This is a genomic window from Arthrobacter sp. V1I7 (genome assembly GCF_030817015.1).
Taxonomy (GTDB): Bacteria; Actinomycetota; Actinomycetes; order Actinomycetales; family Micrococcaceae; genus Arthrobacter.
The window spans coordinates 1659766-1677958 of record NZ_JAUSYS010000001.1 but is presented as its reverse complement, the minus strand read 5'-3'; the positions used below and the strand labels follow the sequence as shown (position 1 = coordinate 1677958).

The following is an 18193-nucleotide window of genomic DNA, read 5'->3' as shown; positions in this document are numbered from 1 at the left end:
GACCGGCCCGCCACTCGACGCAGTATGTGGGGGTTCGGGCCATGCCTCCGCCGTTCGAGGGGCCTCAAACCCTATGCTGGGTACGCATCCCTCGCAGAGGTTCTGTGGGGAGTTACCGATTGGGGCAGGGATGAGAGTTTTCAGGCGTGTCGTCATGCCAGTGGCGTGGCTGGCAGTGGTCGCCGTCATCGCGGTGGCGTTGGTCAAGATCGCGTTCGTCGACGGACTGCAAACAAGCCCGGCCATTGCTGGGCCGGCGGCCGAAGTGGCTGTCCCGGTGGTCCAAGCGGCCCGTGCCACGGTAACCAACACGGTTCAGGTCAAGGCGACCGTGCAGAGTGATCCTGCTGTGGGGGTTCGCAACACCGTGGCCGGCCTCGTAACCCACATTTTCCTGGAACCCGGCGCGAAGGTGGCCTCGGGTGCGCCTCTGTACCAGGTCCGCACCGAAGTGTCGCCTGAACCGTCGGCTTCTGCCGCTATCGCCGCTGGCACTGACGCATCAGGATCCGGGAGCCCGCAGTCGCGGACCGCCCCTCTGCCGACCTACACCTATACCGATGTGGTTGCTCCTGCATCCGGTGAACTTAAGGCCCTCGACGTGCTTATCAACCAGCAGGTCAGCGTCGGTGAAGCCGCTGGTTCGGTTGATCCCGGGACTTTCATAGTCAGTGGCTCAATCGACGCTGCGCAGCAGTACCGGCTCTTGGCTAAGCCCGCCTCAGCACAGGTATCACTGGTTGGCGGGCCGGCTCCTTTCACCTGTTCGTCTGTCGTCCTAGCGGGCGCCACCGGTGCCTCCGACGGCGGCGGTTCTGGCGGAGTTGCCGGAGGGGTAAGCCGCTCGGTCCCTTATGCGATCGCCGGCCCTGGATCCACCGGCGGTGCACCCGAACAGGGCGGGACGCCGACGGGAACGCTCAGCTGCGCGGTTCCAACAGGAGTTGAGGTATTCGCGGGGCTGGGCGCAACCATGACCGTCACCGCCGGGGAGGCCGCCAACGTGGTCACCGTTCCCCTCACCTCAGTAGAGGGCAGCGTCAAAGAAGGCGTGGTGTGGCTGGCGACGGCGGACATGTCCTCAAAAGCGGGCGAACCTCCGGTCGAGGGAGGATCCACGGTGGATCCGTCCGGCAAACCTGCCGGCGAGCCCCAGCAGCGCAAGGTCCAGCTAGGCCTCAACGATGGCTCAGTCGTCGAGGTAGTCTCCGGCCTTGCCGAAGGCGAATCTATCCTTGAGTTCATCCCGGGCGCACCCGCACAGGTGGCGCCCGGATCTCAGTTCGGCTCCCCTGCCTCCCCGATGGGAGGGTGAGTGTGGAGGAACTCGTGGCCCTGAGGGGTGTTACCCGGACCGTCCGGCTGCCCGATGAGCAGGAGCTCCATATTCTCCGCGGCGTCGACCTCACCGTGCACAGCGGCGACCACACCGCCGTGGTCGGACGCTCTGGCTGCGGCAAATCCACACTCCTGAACCTGCTGGGACTCCTGGACGTTCCCACCGGCGGCGAACTCACGTTCCAGGGAACACCCGTGCAACACCTCCGCGACAGCACCCGTGCCAGACTACGAGGGCAGTCCGTGGGGTTCGTGTTCCAGCAATTCAACCTATTGCCCGGCAGGAATGCCTTGGACAACGTGATCACACCCTTGCTTTACGCCGGGGGGAACCAGTTCTGGCGGCGCCGGGAAATAGCCATGGACATCCTGGACCGAGTGGGCTTGGCCCATCGCGCCGAGACCATGCCCAACATGCTCTCCGGCGGCGAACAGCAACGCGTAGCCATCGCCAGGGCGCTGGTCCGCCGCCCCCGCCTCATCCTCGCGGATGAACCCACCGGCGCCCTGGACGTGGACACGGGCCAGTCAGTCATGGCACTGCTGGACACGGTAGCCACCGAATCCGGCGCAGCGCTCATCACCATCACCCACGACGTAAACGTCGCAGCCCTTGCCAGGGCCTGCTACCGGCTCGAAACAGGTGTGCTCTCAGCCGCCGAAGTCCCCACGGGAGCGAACGCATGACCGGCATCATTTCCGCCCTCGTGGAGGCCTGGCAGGAACTGCGGATCAACAAAACCAGGATCCTCCTCGCCCTGATCGGAGTGGCGCTGTCAGTGGCAGCCCTGACCTCCGTTGTCGGCCTGGGCAATTTGGCACGCGAAGGATTCAAAGCCTCCTCCGAGCAAAATGGTGGCCGTTCGGCAACCCTGGGCATCGGCGTGTTCGGCCCAACACCGGCAGACCAGCGGAAACTCGAAGCCGCCTACCAGGGCGTCATCGACCGCTACAAAATCTCTTACTACACACATTCGACCCAGGCGCAGCACGCATTCCAGACCCCTTACGGCGTGCAACAGTTGATGCTCCAACTGGTCGATCCGGGCTACGGGGTCATCCATCGACTCAACGTCAGCCAAGGCGGCTGGTTCGCCGACGACGACGACAAACGGCTTGCCCCGGCGCTGGTCGTCTCAGAGGGCTTTTACGACATGGCAGGCCGACCCAACCTCACCACCAATCCAAAGGTTCAACTGGTTGGGGCCGAGAACACGACAGCCGTGATCATCGGTGTAGTTCCCGACCAGTACCCGCAAGCCCCACCGGCGGCCTTTATGCTGACCCGAGCCGCGGACCGGGCCAATATTTCCGCCGGAGGACCCGGACAGTTCAAGTTCTGGGTCGGAGACGACCAGGCTGAAGCACTCAAATATGCCATCACCGCAGACCTGCAACAGCAATTCCCTGGCATGCAGATCCAGGTGGACCGGATGGACTACGCCAGCCAGGGCGACCCCTTCGCGACCGTCCAGCTCGCGGTTGGCGGCATCGCCGGACTGGTCCTGCTCCTGGGCGCGGTCGGCATGCTGAACATCTCCATGGTCACCGTCAGGTACCGGGTGCGCGAAATCGGCATCCGCCGCAGCTTCGGCGCAACATCCTCACGCATATTCCTCGGCGTCATGATGGAAACGGTAGTCGCGACGGCGGTGGCCGGAATCGTCGGAGTAATGGTCTCGGTAGCGGTCGTCAAGAATCCCTGGATTCAATCCAAAATCGCCCCAGGGCTCCACGAGTACCCGGCGTTCCCCATCGAAGCTGCCCTGCTGGGACTGGGCTCGGCCGTCCTCGTCGGCGCACTCGCCGGCGCCATTCCCGCCCTGGTCGCAGTTCGAATCAAGGTCATCGACGCAATCCGCTTCTGAACGACCATGGCCCAGATGACACATAGACTCAGCTGGGCTTTCCGGCTGTACGAAAACGACCGGTCGTGAGACTGCCCCGAAGCCTGATCGCAATGTGAATCACAGAGTTCTCTCTCTGGCGTGCTTTTTGTACCGCTATTTGGCCATGTCTTGTCGGATTGCCGGGATTTCTCTCCGCGTTGCCTATATAAGGTATCGGTAGACCGTGGCGCGGGAGACGCCGAGCATCTTGCCGATGTCGCCGGCGCTGATTCCTTTGCCTTTGACCTCCTTGGCCCGGGCAGCGGCAGCGTCGTCCACTTTGCGGGGTCTTCCGCCGTGGCGGTTGTTGGCCGCGGCCGCGGCGAGTCCTGCTCTGGTGCGTTCGACCATCGTGTCCCGCTCCAGCTGAGCGAACGCGGCCATGATCATCGTCAGCATGGCTGTGCCCATGGGTCCGGTTGTGTCCAGACCTTCGGTCAGGGAGCGGAAGCCTGCGCCCTGTTCCCGGATGTTCTCGATGACGTCAAGGACGTGCCGGGTGTTACGTCCCAATCGGTCGAGCTTCCACACCGTGAGCACGTCGCCGGACTCCAGCCGGTCCAGGGCCTTGGAGACTCCGTTGTCGGCAAAGATCCTCGCAGCGCCCCCGCCCTGGAGTGCAGTGAGCTGCAGATCAAGGTTCTGTTCCGCGGTGGAAACCCTCGCGTACCCGATAACAGCCATTGGCCGACCCCATATTCTCTTAATCCCGAACAATTAAAGAGCCTTGACCGTCCGAGCGCAGCCAGGCCCCTTCCCCTGGTGGGAGCCTTCGGGTACCGGTTCAATTGGTGCACCCGGATCCCTGAGCGTGTGGAAGGGTCGAGCCTACATCCACCCGCCGCGCTCACGGCCGCGACGGTTTCACGCCTTCTGTGCGTGGGAACCACGGATGTCACGCCGGCTGCGGCATTGTCAGTGTCCGGGGTCGGTGGCAGTGTGAGTGTATGGCGATCGAGGTGCGTGCGGCAACGGTATTCGAGGATGTGAAGACGGTTCTGGGGCCCAAGCGCCCCGATGCGAACGTGTGCTGGTGCCTTAGCTATCGCCTTCCGTCGAAAGAGAACATCGCTCTGCGGGGGCAAGACCGCGGGGAGCTCGTGCAACGCCTGTGCCGGCAGGACCCGCCCCCCGGGGTGCTCGCCTATGACGGCGGCGAGGTGGTCGGCTGGGCCGCCGTGCACCCGCGGGCCGACACGGCCTTCGCCCGCAACCGACGGATTCCGCACGCGGACGACGTGGGCGTGTGGTCGGTGTGGTGCATTCGGGTGCGACCAGGGCATCGCGGCCAGGGCATCTCGCATGCTCTTCTCGCAGGCGCCGTCGACTTCGCGCGCGGTCATGGCGCTCCCGCGGTCGAGGGATACCCGCTCGACAACAAGGACCAGAAGGTCGACCTCACCATGGCCTATGTCGGCACCCGCAGGCTCTTCGAACGGGCCGGCTTTACGAAAGCGGCAGACACCGACTCGGTGCTCAACGGGTTCCCCCGCATCCTCATGCGGCTCGAGCTGCGCTGACGGCAGCACCGTACGGGGAAGCGCCGGCCCCCGGGACGGCGGGCACAGGGCACGGCGTGCCTGGTGCTGCCGGACCCGCGCCACACATGCCCGCGGCCTGTGCCATTATCGAGGACCTCACCCAGCACAACATCAAAATCAGCATCGGCGGGAACGTCTCACGAGGTGCTTCAGCTCTCCGTCCTGAGGTACTTGTAGAGGGTTTCGCGGCTGATCCCGAATTCCCGGGCCAGGCCGCATGCTGGCCGCTCCCCGTTCACTGCCGGTGGCGCGATTGCTCAGAGCCTACGGCTGCAGGCAAGCCGGCACCAGAGCCGCCACTACCTGTCTTCCCCGGCACCCCCGGCTACCCGGCTGCCCCAGCACGAGGGTTGAAGCGCAGCGGAAAGCAGGGCCTAATGGGGCCCGCTCCAGGGGAATACAGGTGCAGTGGCTCAGCGCCGCTTCCGCTTTGACCGCTGCTCCTCCTCCCGCTCTGATCTGACGCGCTCTGCAGAACGCTGGGATTTCCCTCCTCCGACCACTTTTTGGTGCCACTCACGCTGGTACGCCCGGCTGGCTGCGGCATCCTTGCGGCGGGCCAGCGCGGCCATTTCGCGTTGGAGTTTCCGATAGTTGTTCCAGCGGCGGTCCTCGAGCGTGCTGTCAGAGAGGGCGGCCTGCACGGCGCAGCCGGGTTCCTGCTGATGTGCGCAATCGGAAAACCGGCAGAGTCTGGCGAGCTCCTCCACATCCCCGAACATCTGCTCCATCCCGTCGTCGGCGTCGAAAAGCCCGAACCCGCGGACGCCGGGAGTTTCCATGAGGACAGTGCCGTCCGCCAGCGGTACAAGCTCCCGGGAGGTGGTGGTGTGCTTCCCCCTGAAGTCGCCGGAGCGGACTTCGCCTGTGTGCTGCACGTTGTGGCCAACCAGGGCGTTGATCAGTGTGGATTTACCTGCGCCGGAGGGCCCCAGGAGGACAAGGGTGCTGCGCGGCGGCAGATGTGCCAACAAGTCCTCGATCCCGTCCCCGTTCTCCGCGGAGGTGGTGACGACGTCAACACCTGCTGCCTGCAGGATGACCTGCCCGACGACGTCGTCCGCCACGTGCGCCAGGTCCGCTTTGGTGACAATCACCAGGGGAACGGCGCCTGAATCCCAGGCGGCGACGAGCGTCCGTTCGAGACGGTTGTGCGTGAGCGGCCGGTCAACCGGAACCACCACGCCGATCACGTCCATGTTGGCAGCCAGGACCTGGGCGGCGGAGGAGTCCTCGAATGCGCGCTTCCGGCTGAGCTCCGAACGCCGGGGCAGCACGCCGAGAATCTGGCGGTCACCCGCGCGGTTGGGTCCTATCCAAACCCAGTCGCCCGTGACCGGCACGCCGCCATCAAGCGGGTAGGGAAGGTGCAGGAGCTCCATGCCCACAGCCACCAGGACCAGGCTGCGGTCAACCCGCACCACACGGCCAGGCTCGCAGGGATTTTCCGCGCTACAGACAGATGAGGGGTTTTCGTCGAAGTGCCGTGCGACGACGGCGTTGTAGCCGTAAAGGGTTGGGCCGGTGCGACCGGATATGGATGCAACCAGACTGCCCAGGCCGTGGCCTGAAGAATTTTTCAATGTGATACCTCGGGAAAAGTCCCCTGGCACCGGCCACTCCCAGGCAAGGCCCAGGGTGTTGTGGCGGTCCGCGGGCAGCGCCCTATACGGTACGGAAGCTGGAGACTGGGGCGGTTATTTTGATGGTTTCGAGGCGCCGGGGGCGCACGGCAATAACAGTCATCAAAAACACCTCCCCTCTCTGCTGTGGTCCATCGAAGTGATACCGGACCAGTTCCCAACTCTAGCTTCCGCCCGGGGCTTTCGCCATGGCCTTCCCAGAGCGGGACCTAGCTGGGCGCACCTGAGTCTACACATATCTCGCGAACCAAGGGTTGAAAGGCAGTCGGACGAGACGGCAGTGCCGTTGTCATTTTCAGAAATCGTCTGCACGCGCTCCCCCGGAATTCCGGGGCAGTGCAGACAAGTGCGAACATGAGAATGTCAGAAGCCCCCTGCACGGAAATGCATTCCGCTCAATAGTCGCCTGCACAAACCGTCACTTTTCAGAAGTCGACTGCACCAACCAGCAAACAACTACTGCGTCGAAGCGCCCTGTAGCGTCTGTAGCCGACCCCCGGAAGAGCGTCGGCACGGAGACGGCGTCTGAAAAGGATCGGTACTGAATGCGCGCCAAGGACGTACCGGTGTTGATTCCGGCGTGGACGGTGAATTGTTGGATCTAACTGGCGGCCTCGCCGGCGCGCTTGATGGCACGGTAGACGGTTGATCGGGCCACTGAGAAGAGTTCGGCAAGTTCCGCCGTCGTGTGTGTTCCCGCCCGGTGAACGGACACCAAGTGTGCTTCCTGTTTCTTGGAAAGCTTGGGCTGCTTCCCGCGCAGGCGGCCCTTTGCCTTGGCGACGGCCATGCCTTCCCGGGTCCGTGCCCGGATCAGGTCAGCTTCGAATTCCGCGACCATGGCCAAGACATTGGAGAGAAGTCGGCCCACGGGATCAGTCGGATCATGGACGGAGCCGCCGATACTCAGCTTGACTTCGCGGCGGGTGAGCTCATCGACTATGTCCTTGGCGTCGCGCAGTGACCGGGCCAAGCGGTCGAGTTTGGTCACGACCAGGGCCGACCCGCCTGCACTGACGCTGACCTTTGAAGTGCCGGATAACCTGCCGGGTGGATAGTCACCGGCAGAGACCGACTTGGATTGGGAGTTATTGGCGCCCGGGCAGTACGTCCATCGTGGGGACATGGACGGAGGAAGCGCGAGCGGCTTCAGCGGTCGCGACTTCGGCAATGGCCGTATACACCTGTTGCTGGATCAGGTTCCGGGCTACACCGTGAGAAACAGCCTCGCTGGCCTGCGCCTGACTGACATGTTCAAGCACGCGCAGCAGCGGCGACCGCGGAGGCACAATGGTTACCTTGCCGTTGACGACGACCCATCCACCGCCGTCGTTGGCGACGCCGCCGAATATGCTGCCCGGGCCCGCCATCACCCGCTGGTCGGCCCACTTTTCGACTGTCAGCCGTGCGGTGCGTGCCGCGGCGTCGATGGCTGCCACGGTAATCCGCGCACCTGCTCCGTGCAGGCGTGCGGGCCGGTTGCTGACGTCTCCCTCAGAATAGACATCTCCTGCCAGGAGTCCTTGTTGTCCGGAGTCGGCCGGATGGAGGTAGGAGTTGCCATTGAAGTAGTCATGGATCAGAACCACGGGGTCGGCTAGTCCGGCGTCCCATCCTTCGTTCATGCGGAACTCGACGAAGAGGTTACCCACCTTGGCGCAGAGGAAGCCCGGAAGATCTGTTCGGTGCAGAGGACGCAACTCGACTGTGCTTTGCCTGTCTGATCCAGAGGACCAGACACGGGTGTTGTCGAGCCAAGACATCGCTGACATTGTTGCTGCCGTCAGGCCTGGACCGATCAGGAAGACGGGACGCCCCTGGGCATCAGTTTCGGTATAGACAGGGTGCGGCGCCATTTGGGCTGCTGCCGTGCTCATCACGTCGAAGGGGTCCATATAGTCCTGTGCAGAACCTTCAATCCGAGCGTGGTCCAGACCGTAGCCGTGGCCCATCTCCTGTCCCAGATAACTCGGGGACAGGCCCGTCATTCCATTGACGAGGTTCCGTCCGTCACCTGAGGCGACGCCCCCGGTCCCACCGAACAGGTCCACCGACGGGTTGGTCAGCACAACTATGTTGAAGTAGGCGCTGAGGTCGTCCCCGGCCGCAGCCGCAGCCTCACGTGCCCAAATCTGGAGTGCGGAACGCCCGACAACATTGCCGCCAATGACGGTGTCGAAGCCGTTATAGTCGGATCGCTCGTGAGGGATCGTATACCAGCCCTCGTTGGGCGGGAACACCTTCGAACCGTTCAGGTCCAGGGATCCGTGGGACATATCGCGAAAGTAGTCAATCATGTTGAATTTTCCGGCCCCCACAGGCGTGAATATTTCTTCAAAGCGTGAGCGTGTATAAGGTTCAGATCCGGCGTCCGAGAAATTGCAGAGCAGAATTGCCCAAGGAGTTGCAGTCATTTCGTCCCCCTGTTGCTAGAAGCCGAAGGCCCAAGCGTAAGCCGGCGCACATGCCGCAGTCCCCCGGATGGAAACTGGAATGTTCCTCCCCCACCTACTTCGTGTCAAGGGGCACATGAACGGACAGCATTGGCAGCAGGAAAAGCAGCCAGTCGTGCCGCGCGTGGCTCTCCTGTCCGTTAGGTGGGGCCGGAGCCACAAGTTGCGGAGGGCCAGGTGCCGAGGTCGCAGCCGTTCGGTGTCCCAGTTCCTTGGAACCTGGACACTCAAAGTGGAACACTCCCCCGCTGCAGGAATCTGTCAGTTTCCTCTAAGTCGTCTGCACCTGTCGGTCGCAGCCCGAGGTCCCTCGTGGGGAACCTCAACCGGGCCCGTACTTCCCTTAGATCTGGCCCCTTCAGGTGGCCATGCCGACGTCCACACTTCCCCCAAAGGAACTCACGCCAGGTGCCTAGGGCGTCGCGGACGGCTGGGGCTTCTCGGTCTCCTCTGGAAGGTCAAACTTTGCAACGTAGCCGGTCCCATCCCAGACGGCGGTCAAGGTCACCGACCGACATGCATCTTCCGGGACGGTAATGGCCGATACGCTGGCATCACTGACGCCTACCACGAGTGCGCCGACACTTTGGGCGCACCCCACCACGCTCTCGTAAAGGGCTGCGGCCGCGTTGCTCTCGGGCACTTTTATTCGGATGCTCTCGTGCATCGTCACTGCGACAGGCGAGGAGGGCACACCACGCGGCTGTAGCGCCGCTGCGTACATGACGATACCGACGGCAGTTACCGCCCCCGCTACCGTCATCAGACCGGCAGTCGCCCCAAAATTCCAGCGCAGGCGTTGAAAACTCGCCACCTCGACGAGTGAGCGCAACCGCGCGTCGTACGAAGCGGCCTTTATGCTCGCAGCTTTGTACTGAGCGTAGACCGCCGGATCCTTCGGCGCTTTGGCAGCATCATCCGCTTTCGTCCGCTCGTCTAGGTGCACTTCCGCAACGGCGTCATTGAACGCCTCGAGGTTGTCGTACCCAGCCAGATAGCCGTTGGACTTCGCATCAACGACCCTTCGTGCGTACATGTGTCCAGGGCGGAGCCGCCGCCGCCACCACAGCCGTTTCGTACTGGCACCACTGTCCCTCAACGCGAGCAACTCTGCCATCGACACAGCGGACGCCGAGGAAAGCCGCATCGCAAGCGCGAGCATCACCACCACGCCCAGCGTCGCAAGCAGAGCGCCAGCCACAGCGAAGGCAAAGTTCGCCGACCGTGGGTCCAAGGTGCTCAGACCAGTGAGGCTCAGGCCGGCAACAACTGTCACGGCCACCGCCCCGAGGGATACGACGAAGACGCGTGCGGTTGAACGGAGACGCTCAGCAGCCTCACGCCAACGAGACGCAGGGGACGACTTCTCCGGCGTCGCCTCACCCCCAGGCATCAATGGTCGCCGGGTTCGTTCGCGTCCCGGACAGCCTCAGCAGCCGTGGCGCCACCGTAATCCCTGATGCCGAACTCTTGGCCAAGCCAGGTTTCCTCCTCCGGGTTGGATTGATTGTCGACTGGCTTGGTGGCCGGAGGACAAGGACAAATCTGTCGCCGGGCCCAAGCTCCGCCTTCACTCCGCCGCCAATCAATTGCAGTCTGACGACACCCGACTCCATGACATCAACATTGAGCACCAGCTCACGGTCCACGTCGATTTCTCGTTCCCTCCACGCCATGACGACTCCTCCCCTTCGCATTCTCGCGCGCCGCCGTATCCCTGCCAGCGTTTCACCTGTTACGGCACGGGGTTATGCCCGACCGCAATACCCCATCTCTGGGGTGCGAGAATGGTTAGATGCACTAGCGATGCCGCCGTTGTCGGATTCCTACAAAGTCCCTGGAGGGTCCACATCCTTGGAACCAGAACACTCTGGGCACGGCACTCCCCCGCCGCCCGAATCCACAGAATGCCGCGTAATCTGACCGTCCGTTAAGTTAGCCCGAAAGTACCGCCATAATGATCCGTCGTGCAACTTCCGGTACGGCGGCGGACCGCGTGGATGTCATCGCCGGGCTGTCGGAACCGCTCTCCGTGTTGCCTATATAAGACGGTGGCACGGGAGACTCCGAGCATCTTGCCTATGTCGGGAGGCACTGATTCCTTTTCCTTTGAGTTCTCTGGCTCCGGCAGCGTCAGCGTCGTCTATTTTGCGGGGCCTTCCGCCGTGGCGGTTGTTGGCTGCGGCGGCGGCGAGTCCTGCTCGGGTGCGTTCGATCATCGGGTCGCGCTCCAGCTGTGCGAAAGCTGCCATGATTGTCAGCATGGCCGTACCGGGTCCGGTTGTGTCCAGTCCTTCGGTCAAGGAGCGGAAACCCGCTCCCTGTTCCCGGATGTTTTCGATGACGTCCAGGACGTGCCGGGTGTTGCGTCCCAATCGGTCGAGCTTCCACACCGTGAGTACATCTCCGGCCTCCAGCCGGTCCAGGGCTTTGGAAAGCTGAGCGCGTTCCGTCGTGGACCCGCTGACTCCATTGTCGGCAAATATCCGGGCTGCGCCGGCGGTCTTGAGTGCTGTGAGCTGCAGATCGAGGTTCTGTTCCATGGTGGAAACCCTCGCGTAGCCGATTACGGCCAACGCCGCCCCCATGTTCTCTTAATCCCGAGCAATTCTCGGTTATGAGACTACCTATTCTTGGACGGGATTTCGAGACGGCCAGTGTCCGTATCGCGGCGGGGACTTCCGAAGCCCATGGCTGAACGACCAGGATGTCTCAGTAATTGATTACTTACTGAGACACCACCGCTGAGAGGTGGTACTACAACTGCGCTCTAGGGCGAGGGCATCATCCATGGGGGACCTCCCGCTGACGCGGGTGGAGCCCCTTGTTGTGGAAGTCAGTGCTGACGTCACCTGGACGGGAAAGTCGTTCCGGCACCCGTTGCGCTACCTGCGCGCCCGGCCCGATCTGGACCCGGCCGCCGTGCAACTGCCGGAGCATCTGGTCTGCGGCTAACTTAGCCGCCGGTTCTGGGTGCGAGGAGGATCTGCACGGCCTCGATCCGTTTGCCCATACCCGACGTGCCCGCCGTTCCGCCGTCGGCGACCCATGACTGCCAGCCCGAATCTTGCACGTGGGCGCGGTAGTGGATCCTGTAATGGTTCGCCATCTCACCGGTCAGCCTGATTTCAAACGCTTCCAAACGTAGCCCTTGCCCGACCGTGCCGATGGGATTGGCCGAGGATGTCCACGGCTGCCAGCCGATGTTCTGCACATGCCCCCGCCATTCGATGTCCCCGGTATAAGCCGTGCTGGACAGGTTGAGGCGCAACGCCTCGGCCCGAAGGGCCCGACCCGTGGTCCCGGCGACGGTCCCATCCGAAACGTTCGCCATCCAGCCGAGGTTCTCAACGTGGGCGGCGTACACGGCAGTGAATGCTGGTGCGGCCTTCGGAACCAGCTCGATCGTAACCGCCTCCATCCGCCGGCCTTGCCCGACGGTGCCGGCCGTGGCTCCGTCGATCCCGTACGGCTGCCAGCCGACGTCCTGCACGTGGGCGCGATACCTGATGCTGTACTGCGAGGCCAGATTCCCCGTCAGCCGCAGCTCGAAGGCCTCCAGGCGCAGACCGCGCCCGGTCGTTCCGATCGGGGACGCCGACGTCGTCCATGGCTGCCAGCCGATGTTCTGCACATGCCCCCTCCACAGAATGTCGCCCGACAGGCGGTCTCCTGCCACCGACAGGCGCAACGCCTCCATCGGCAGTGATCGGCCGGTCGTTCCTGCGGTGGCGCCGTCCGAGACGCTTGGCTGCCAGCCGATCGCCGCGACGTGGGCCTGGTAGACCCCGATGCACGTCATGTTGTAGTCGTAGGTGCCGTCGGTCCATTGCGCGATGTGGACGGTGCCACCGGAGAAGCTGCGATTCACACAGAGGTCGGATGCTTCACTGGCGAAGTCGAGACGCCCTGCCGGTGACCAGACGAGCACGTCGGGAAGCTGCCACGATCCGGTGATGGCCTCCCAGGCGCTCAAATAGGAGTAAATCCCGTGCGGGTACCCGGCGTCCGCCAGTGCGGCCAGGAGCCCGAAGATGACGTACTGGTTCTCCTGCCGCTGGGCTGCTGTCGAGCTGGGCCAGGGCTGTTGCGGGCGGGGCTCGACGTCGACCCAGATTCTCTCCGGTCGCCATCCCACCTCATCGAGAGACGCGAGAGCCGCACGACCCTCGGCGTACCCGACGTTGCGCAGCCGGTCCGGCCTGGTGCTTGCGGGCCAGGGGCCGTCGTCGCCGTAGGTGTCGTATTGCGCGGTGGTGGGGAACGTAGCCATGGCGTAGGCCTGAGCCCGGACGCCGCGGTCGAGCACCCACTGGAACTGCCAGTCCAGGCAGGGGTTTTCGGTGAACGCGAGTCCCCTCGTCAGCCCCACGACCACGAACTCCGTGTCTTCCGGCGGCATCGGAAGACCGCCCGGACACTGTGGCCACGAAACGTCATGTCCGTAGTCGGCTGCTCGGGCGGGTGCAGCGAACAGCACGCCGAGTGCGAGCACAAGTAAAACCGCCAGGAGCCGGGGCCTGGATGCCCGGGAGCGGCGGCCAGGTCGAAGAGCACCAAGGCCCGCCATGATGGCCCCCCATTCGAAGGATGACCAAATTATCCCACTCGGCCACCTTCGCGGCTAGGAGACTGCTGAACAACGTGGTTGTGGGGAGCTGGCGGAGGGGCGGACTCAGGAAATGAGACGGCCCCAGTTACCCTGCCATGGCCGAGACCCGGACCCGGTTCAGCGCGTCGGCCAGCAGATCCACGTCCGCTTCCGGAAACAGGCTCTCCGGGCCAGCTGGGGCCGCGTCGCTGTAGGGGGATTCGTACAGCGCACCGACGTCCACGACGCCGTTCTCGGTGAGTTGCTGGACGATCATGTTCACGAAGTGCAGCTGGTTGGCGTTGAGGGTCTTCTCTCCCACGAACCCGGACAGGGAATCCAGCGCCGCCTGCCGGTCCATCCCGACCAGGGACCTGCAAACAGCCCAAGGCCCTCAGCCTGTGCTGACGCCGCTTCAAGTTCCTGGGGCGAACCCGCACCGCTCTCGACCAGCATGCGCTCAAGTTCAGTTAGGCCGTTAAGGCGAACGAGGGATGAAAGCCCCGAAACACCCGCGAAACTAGTCTTGAGTCTCGCAACTAAGCCCGAGCGGCCGTATCGCCAACTAGCCCCGCTTCGCCAAGTGTGTGGGCCAATTCCGCCTACTAGCCGGCGAATCGCCAACGAGCCTCCGGTCTCACAAGGACAGGACCTAGAAGTCCCAGTCGTCATCCTCAGTATTAACAGCCTTACCAATGACATAGCTCGACCCGGACCCCGAGAAGAAGTCGTGGTTCTCGTCAGCGTTCGGCGACAGGGCCGACAGGATGGCCGGGTTCACGTCGGTGACGGAAGCCGGGAACATGGCCTCGTAGCCCAGGTTCATCAGCGCCTTGTTGGCGTTGTAGTGCAGGAACTTCTTGACGTCCTCGGCCAGGCCGACGGAGTCGTAAAGATCGTGAGTGTACTGGACTTCGTTTTCGTACAGCTCGAAGAGCAGCTCGAAGGTGTAGTCCTTGATCTCCTGCTTGCGCTCCTCGGACAGGCCCTCGAGGCCCTTCTGGAACTTGTAGCCGATGTAGTAGCCGTGGACGGCCTCATCGCGGATGATCAGGCGGATCAGGTCGGCCGTGTTAGTCAGCTTGGCGCGCGAGGACCAGTACATCGGCAGGTAGAAGCCCGAGTAGAACAGGAAGCTCTCCAGCAGCGTGGAGGCCACCTTGCGCTTTAGGGGATCGTCGCCCTGGTAGTAGTCCATGACGATCTGGGCCTTCTTCTGAAGGTTCACATTCTCGGTGGACCAGCGGAACGCCTCGTCGATCTCCTTGGTGGAGGCCAGCGTGGAGAAGATCGAGGAATAGCTCTTGGCGTGCACGGACTCCATAAAGGCGATGTTCGTGTAGACGGCCTCTTCATGTGGGGTGATCGCGTCCGGAATCAACGAGACAGCCCCTACGGTGCCCTGGATGGTGTCCAGCAGGGTCAAACCGGTGAACACGCGCATGGTCAGCTGCTGCTCGTCCGGGGTCAGCGTCGCCCACGACTGCACGTCGTTGGACAGCGGGATCTTCTCCGGCAGCCAGAAGTTGTTGACCAGGCGGTTCCAGACATCCACGTCCTTGTCGTCCTGGATGCGGTTCCAGTTGATGGCTTCAACGTGGCTAAGCAGCTTGACCTTCTCGGTCATGTCATCCCCTAAAGTTGGGTTCTTCGTGAAGTTAAGCGTACGACGGCGGGCGGGCTCCCGCCGTCGTACTTCAGCAGATATCAACCTACGGTTACAACATGCAGCTGACGCAGTTGTCCACCTCCGTCCCTTCCAGCGCGAGCTGGCGGAGACGGATGTAGTAGATGGTCTTGATGCCCTTCTTCCAGGCGTAGATCTGGGCCTTGTTGATGTCGCGCGTGGTGGCGGTGTCCTTGAAGAACAGCGTCAGGGACAGGCCCTGGTCCACGTGCTGTGTAGCGGCGGCGTAGGTGTCGATGACCTTCTCGTAGCCGATCTCGTACGCGTCCTGGTAGTACTCCAGGTTGTCGTTGGTCAGGTACGGCGCCGGATAGTATACGCGGCCCAGCTTGCCTTCCTTGCGGATCTCGATCTTGGACGCCACCGGGTGGATCGAGGAGGTGGAGTTGTTGATGTAGGAGATTGAACCAGTCGGCGGAACAGCCTGCAGGTTCTGGTTGTAGATGCCGTGCTCCATGACGGAAGCCTTCAGCTCGCGCCAGTCATCCTGCGTGGGGATGTGGATGTTCTTGAACAACTCCGCGACCTTTTCGGTCTGCGGGACCCATTCCTGCTCGGTGTACTTGTCGAAGAACTCGCCGCTGGCGTACTTGGACTTCTCGAAGCCGCCGAAGGTCTGGCCGGTCTGGATGGCCAGCTTGTTGGAGGCGCGGACCGCGTGGAACACCACCGAGTAGAAGTAGATGTTGGTGAAGTCCAGGCCCTCTTCGGAACCGTAGTGGACCCGCTCGCGGGCCAGGTAGCCGTGCAGGTTCATCTGGCCCAGGCCGATGGCGTGCGACTGGTCGTTGCCGCGGGCGATCGAGGGCACCGAGGTGATGTTGGACATGTCCGAGACGGCCGAGAGCGCGCGGATGGCGGTCTCGATGGTCAGGCCGAAGTCCGGCGAGTCCATGGCCTTGGCGATGTTCAGCGAGCCCAGGTTGCAGGAGATGTCCTTGCCGGTCTGGTCGTAGGACAGGTCATCGTGGTACGTCGTGGGCTGGCTGACCTGGAGGATCTCGGAGCACAGGTTGGACATGATGATCTTGCCGTCGATCGGGTTTTCCCGGTTTACCGTGTCCTCGAACATGATGTACGGGTAGCCGGATTCGAACTGGATCTCGGCGAGGGTCTGGAAGAACTCGCGCGCCTTGATCTTGGTCTTCTTGATCCGGGAATCGTCCACCATCTCGTAGTACTTCTCGGTGACCGAGACGTCGGAGAACGGCATGCCGTAGACCTTTTCGACGTCGTACGGCGAGAACAGGTACATGTCCTCGTCCTTCTTGGCCAGCTCGAAGGTAATGTCCGGAATCACGACGCCGAGCGAGAGTGTCTTGATGCGGATCTTCTCGTCCGCGTTCTCGCGCTTGGTGTCCAGGAAGCGGTAGATGTCCGGGTGGTGCGCGTGCAGGTACACCGCGCCGGCGCCCTGGCGGGCACCGAGCTGGTTGGCGTAGGAGAAGCTGTCCTCGAGGAGCTTCATCACGGGGATGACGCCGGAGGACTGGTTCTCGATCTGCTTGATCGGCGCGCCGACCTCGCGGATGTTGGTCAGTGCGAACGCCACGCCGCCGCCGCGCTTGGACAGCTGCAGGGCCGAGTTGATGGACCGGCCGATCGACTCCATGTTGTCTTCGATGCGGAGCAGGAAGCAGGAGACCAGCTCGCCGCGCTGGCGCTTGCCGGCGTTGAGGAAGGTGGGGGTGGCCGGCTGGAAGCGGCCCTCGATGATCTCGTCGACCATCTGCAGCGCGAGCTGCTCGTCGCCGCGGGCCAGGTGCAGGGCCACCATGCAGACGCGGTCCTCGTAGCGCTCCAGGAAGCGCTTTCCGTCGAACGTCTTCAGCGTGTAGGAGGTGTAGAACTTGAACGCGCCGAGGAACGTCTCGAAGCGGAACTTCTTCTTGTACGCGCGGTTGTAGAGCTCGCGGATGAAGTTCATCGTGTACTGGTCGAGGGTTTCGCGCTCGTAGTACTCGTTCTTGACGAGGTAGTCGAGCTTTTCCTCGAGGTCGTGGAAGAACACGGTGTTGTTGTTCACGTGCTGCAGGAAGTACTGGTGCGCAGCCTCGCGGTCGGCCTCGAACTGGATCTCCCCGTTGGGTCCGTAGAGGTTCAGCATGGCGTTGAGCTCGTGATAGCCGAGGCCCTTGTAGGCGGCCGGCATCTCGTGCTTGTCGTGCTTCTCGACGGCGGCGGGCGCGGAGGAGCTTGTGCCCTCGGCTATTGCTGTGTGTGCGACAGTCGTGTCCAAAATTCTTCCAATCCTTTTTGTACACGGGAGACGTCTTCCGGCGTGCCCATGAGTTCAAACCTATATAGGTGCGGGACCTGGCATTTCGCGGCGATGATCTCGCCGGCCATGCAGTAGTTGTCCCCGAAATTCGTGTTGCCCGCGCTGATCACTCCGCAGATCAGCTTCCGGTTCCGGGGGTCGTTCAGGAAGCGGATGACCTGTTTGGGAACCGACCCCTCTCCCCCGGTGCCGCCGTAGGTGGGAAGCACCAGCACGTAGGGTTCGGCCGCCACGAGCGCCGGTTCCCTTGCGTGGAGTGGAATCCGGGCGGCGTCGATGCCCAGCTTCCGGATGAAGCGCGCGGTGTTCTCCGAGGCGGAGGAGAAGTAGATGAGGTGGCTCTCGGTCTGGACTTCTGCCGCGGCGGCACAATCAGCTGCCACCGGTGCATTGGCCATCGCCAGTGCGGCTGGTGCCATGGGAGTCACCTCATCTCAGGCTACGGCGACGGCGGCAGCCTGGGCCAGTTCTTCGATCTTGTCCGGGCGGAAACCGGACCAGTGGTCCTGGTCGGTCACTACAACCGGGGCCTGCATGTAGCCCAGGGCCTTCAGCCGCTCGAGGGCTTCGGCATCCTGGGAAATGTCGACGCTCTGGTAGGTGATGCCCTTCTTGTCCAGCGCGCGGTAAGTCGCGTTGCACTGAACACAGGCCGGCTTCGTGTAAACCGTTACGGTCATGGTCCCTGTCCCCTTTTTCTTGCTAAGTCTGTGGTGCTTGCTAAGTCTGTGGTTCGCGGCGGGCGGGCCGGTCCGGAACAGGAATCCTGA

16 protein-coding genes and 2 pseudogenes are annotated in these 18193 nt (G+C 63.1%); 5 read left to right on the top strand and 13 right to left on the bottom strand.

Translation table 11 applies throughout. The features are described from left to right. The first annotated feature begins 154 nt into the window (after positions 1 to 154). The 3 genes from QFZ69_RS07855 to QFZ69_RS07845 are packed head-to-tail and all read left to right on the top strand — an operon-like array spanning position 155 to position 3206. Complete coding sequence (locus QFZ69_RS07855; protein ID WP_306917039.1) at positions 155 to 1315, top strand: secretion protein HlyD; 1161 nt, start codon at positions 155 to 157, stop codon at positions 1313 to 1315. Continuing rightward, positions 1312 to 2025, top strand: coding sequence for an ABC transporter ATP-binding protein (locus tag QFZ69_RS07850; protein ID WP_306917038.1), 714 nt, complete (start codon positions 1312 to 1314; stop codon positions 2023 to 2025). The genes QFZ69_RS07855 and QFZ69_RS07850 overlap by 4 nt, the downstream gene beginning before the upstream one ends. Continuing rightward, the gene (locus QFZ69_RS07845; protein ID WP_306917037.1) at positions 2022 to 3206 is read left to right on the top strand and encodes an ABC transporter permease; all 1185 of its coding nucleotides are present in this window, start codon (positions 2022 to 2024) and stop codon (positions 3204 to 3206) included. Before QFZ69_RS07850 ends, QFZ69_RS07845 begins: the two co-directional genes overlap by 4 nt. Positions 3207 to 3389: 183 nt before the next feature. Here the strand turns inward: QFZ69_RS07845 and QFZ69_RS07840 are convergent, their stop codons facing one another. Next, positions 3390 to 3911: a recombinase family protein gene (locus tag QFZ69_RS07840; RefSeq protein ID WP_306917036.1), complete on the bottom strand. Its 522-nt coding sequence runs from the start codon at positions 3909 to 3911 to the stop codon at positions 3390 to 3392. 263 nt (positions 3912 to 4174) lie between these two features. Between QFZ69_RS07840 and QFZ69_RS07835 the strand changes: the two genes are divergently transcribed. Continuing rightward, the gene (locus QFZ69_RS07835) at positions 4175 to 4747 is read left to right on the top strand and encodes a GNAT family N-acetyltransferase (protein WP_306917034.1); all 573 of its coding nucleotides are present in this window, start codon (positions 4175 to 4177) and stop codon (positions 4745 to 4747) included. A gap of 170 nt (positions 4748 to 4917) precedes the next feature. Here QFZ69_RS07835 and QFZ69_RS23280 read toward each other — a convergent pair. The 6 genes and pseudogenes from QFZ69_RS23280 to QFZ69_RS07810 form a co-directional block, all read right to left on the bottom strand. Further along, positions 4918 to 5010 (bottom strand): annotated as a pseudogene (locus QFZ69_RS23280) (helix-turn-helix domain-containing protein); the annotation flags it as partial. A gap of 171 nt (positions 5011 to 5181) precedes the next feature. Further along, a complete protein-coding gene (gene rsgA / locus QFZ69_RS07830; RefSeq protein ID WP_306917032.1) occupies positions 5182 to 6351 on the bottom strand; it encodes a ribosome small subunit-dependent GTPase A in 1170 nt (389 codons plus the stop codon). Between the two features lie 661 nt (positions 6352 to 7012). Continuing rightward, positions 7013 to 7417, bottom strand: a pseudogene (locus QFZ69_RS07825) (recombinase family protein); the annotation flags it as partial. Positions 7418 to 7499: 82 nt separating this feature from the next. Then, positions 7500 to 8708, bottom strand: a complete 1209-nt coding sequence (locus QFZ69_RS07820) for a hypothetical protein (RefSeq protein ID WP_307000019.1) — start codon at positions 8706 to 8708, stop codon at positions 7500 to 7502. A gap of 568 nt (positions 8709 to 9276) precedes the next feature. Then, positions 9277 to 10140 (bottom strand): hypothetical protein, encoded by an 864-nt coding sequence (locus QFZ69_RS07815; RefSeq protein WP_306917028.1) that lies wholly within the window; start codon positions 10138 to 10140, stop codon positions 9277 to 9279. A 763-nt stretch (positions 10141 to 10903) separates the two neighbouring features. Beyond that, the gene (locus tag QFZ69_RS07810; protein ID WP_307000017.1) at positions 10904 to 11407 is read right to left on the bottom strand and encodes a recombinase family protein; all 504 of its coding nucleotides are present in this window, start codon (positions 11405 to 11407) and stop codon (positions 10904 to 10906) included. A gap of 247 nt (positions 11408 to 11654) precedes the next feature. On the opposite strand from QFZ69_RS07810, the gene QFZ69_RS07805 reads away from it, so the two are divergent. Next, a complete protein-coding gene (locus tag QFZ69_RS07805; RefSeq protein WP_306917025.1) occupies positions 11655 to 11819 on the top strand; it encodes a hypothetical protein in 165 nt (54 codons plus the stop codon). 1 nt (position 11820) lies between these two features. Here QFZ69_RS07805 and QFZ69_RS07800 read toward each other — a convergent pair whose 3' ends face one another. The 6 genes from QFZ69_RS07800 to nrdH form a co-directional block, all read right to left on the bottom strand. Continuing rightward, entirely contained in the window at positions 11821 to 13266 is a 1446-nt protein-coding gene (locus QFZ69_RS07800) for a hypothetical protein (protein ID WP_306917024.1), read from the bottom strand. A gap of 295 nt (positions 13267 to 13561) precedes the next feature. Beyond that, positions 13562 to 13825 carry a type I restriction-modification enzyme R subunit C-terminal domain-containing protein gene (locus QFZ69_RS07795; RefSeq protein WP_373461931.1) on the bottom strand — a complete coding sequence of 88 codons (264 nt, stop codon included), beginning with the start codon at positions 13823 to 13825 and terminating at the stop codon, positions 13562 to 13564. A 282-nt stretch (positions 13826 to 14107) separates the two neighbouring features. After that, positions 14108 to 15082 (bottom strand): class 1b ribonucleoside-diphosphate reductase subunit beta, encoded by a 975-nt coding sequence (nrdF, locus tag QFZ69_RS07790; RefSeq protein ID WP_024368367.1) that lies wholly within the window; start codon positions 15080 to 15082, stop codon positions 14108 to 14110. Positions 15083 to 15173: 91 nt separating this feature from the next. Further along, positions 15174 to 17294, bottom strand: coding sequence for a class 1b ribonucleoside-diphosphate reductase subunit alpha (nrdE, locus tag QFZ69_RS07785; RefSeq protein WP_306919632.1), 2121 nt, complete (start codon positions 17292 to 17294; stop codon positions 15174 to 15176). Positions 17295 to 17350: 56 nt separating this feature from the next. Beyond that, a complete protein-coding gene (gene nrdI, locus QFZ69_RS07780; protein WP_373461826.1) occupies positions 17351 to 17842 on the bottom strand; it encodes a class Ib ribonucleoside-diphosphate reductase assembly flavoprotein NrdI in 492 nt (163 codons plus the stop codon). A 15-nt stretch (positions 17843 to 17857) separates the two neighbouring features. After that, positions 17858 to 18103: a glutaredoxin-like protein NrdH gene (gene nrdH / locus QFZ69_RS07775; RefSeq protein WP_306917018.1), complete on the bottom strand. Its 246-nt coding sequence runs from the start codon at positions 18101 to 18103 to the stop codon at positions 17858 to 17860. Between the last annotated feature and the right edge of the window lie 90 nt (positions 18104 to 18193).

Bases quoted from the DNA above. Each gene is read 5' to 3' on its own strand.
- QFZ69_RS07800 (WP_306917024.1), bottom strand. From the start codon at position 13,266: ATGCCGCCGGAAGACACGGAGTTCGTGGTCGTGGGGCTGACGAGGGGA.
- QFZ69_RS07820 (WP_307000019.1), bottom strand. From the start codon at position 8,708: ATGATTGACTACTTTCGCGATATGTCCCACGGATCCCTGGACCTGAAC.
- QFZ69_RS07835 (WP_306917034.1), top strand. From the start codon at position 4,175: ATGGCGATCGAGGTGCGTGCGGCAACGGTATTCGAGGATGTGAAGACG.
- nrdH (WP_306917018.1), bottom strand. From the start codon at position 18,103: ATGACCGTAACGGTTTACACGAAGCCGGCCTGTGTTCAGTGCAACGCG.
- QFZ69_RS07805 (WP_306917025.1), top strand. From the start codon at position 11,655: ATGGGGGACCTCCCGCTGACGCGGGTGGAGCCCCTTGTTGTGGAAGTC.
- nrdI (WP_373461826.1), bottom strand. From the start codon at position 17,842: ATGGCACCAGCCGCACTGGCGATGGCCAATGCACCGGTGGCAGCTGAT.
- QFZ69_RS07845 (WP_306917037.1), top strand. From the start codon at position 2,022: ATGACCGGCATCATTTCCGCCCTCGTGGAGGCCTGGCAGGAACTGCGG.
- nrdE (WP_306919632.1), bottom strand. From the start codon at position 17,294: ATGCCGGCCGCCTACAAGGGCCTCGGCTATCACGAGCTCAACGCCATG.
- QFZ69_RS07855 (WP_306917039.1), top strand. From the start codon at position 155: ATGCCAGTGGCGTGGCTGGCAGTGGTCGCCGTCATCGCGGTGGCGTTG.
- QFZ69_RS07840 (WP_306917036.1), bottom strand. From the start codon at position 3,911: ATGGCTGTTATCGGGTACGCGAGGGTTTCCACCGCGGAACAGAACCTT.
- nrdF (WP_024368367.1), bottom strand. From the start codon at position 15,082: ATGACCGAGAAGGTCAAGCTGCTTAGCCACGTTGAAGCCATCAACTGG.
- QFZ69_RS07810 (WP_307000017.1), bottom strand. From the start codon at position 11,407: ATGGAACAGAACCTCGATCTGCAGCTCACAGCACTCAAGACCGCCGGC.